The sequence below is a fragment of the Pseudomonas sp. F1_0610 genome (assembly GCF_047470865.1).
GTDB lineage: Bacteria > Pseudomonadota > Gammaproteobacteria > Pseudomonadales > Pseudomonadaceae > JAZDRH01.
In genome coordinates, this window is sequence record NZ_JAZDRH010000095.1 from 1 (window position 1) to 344 (window position 344).

The window sequence follows — 344 nt, forward strand, 5'->3', positions numbered from 1 at the left end:
CAGAACCTTTAATGTCATTGATGATTTTAATCGCGAATGCTTGGCTATAGATGTTGATTTATCTTTGCCTAGCGCACGAGTTATTCGATCGTTAGAGCAAATCATTGAGTGGCGCGGTAAGCCAAACACAATACGTTGTGACAATGGCCCTGAGTACATCTCTGAAACAATAAAGGACTGGGCTAAAGAGCAGCAAATTACCATGCAGTATATCCAACCAGGCAAACCGACACAGAATGCTTATGTTGAGCGTTTTAACCGAACAGTGCGTCATGAATGGTTAGATTTAAACATCTTTGACAGCATTGAACAGGCTCAAGAACTTGCTACACAATGGCTTTGGA

1 protein-coding gene is annotated in these 344 nt (G+C 41.6%); it reads left to right on the plus strand.

Translation table 11 applies throughout. The annotated features are described in order from the left end of the window. Positions 1–344: integrase core domain-containing protein (locus tag VQ643_RS16370; protein ID WP_414201592.1), on the plus strand; the 344-nt coding region annotated here is incomplete at both ends.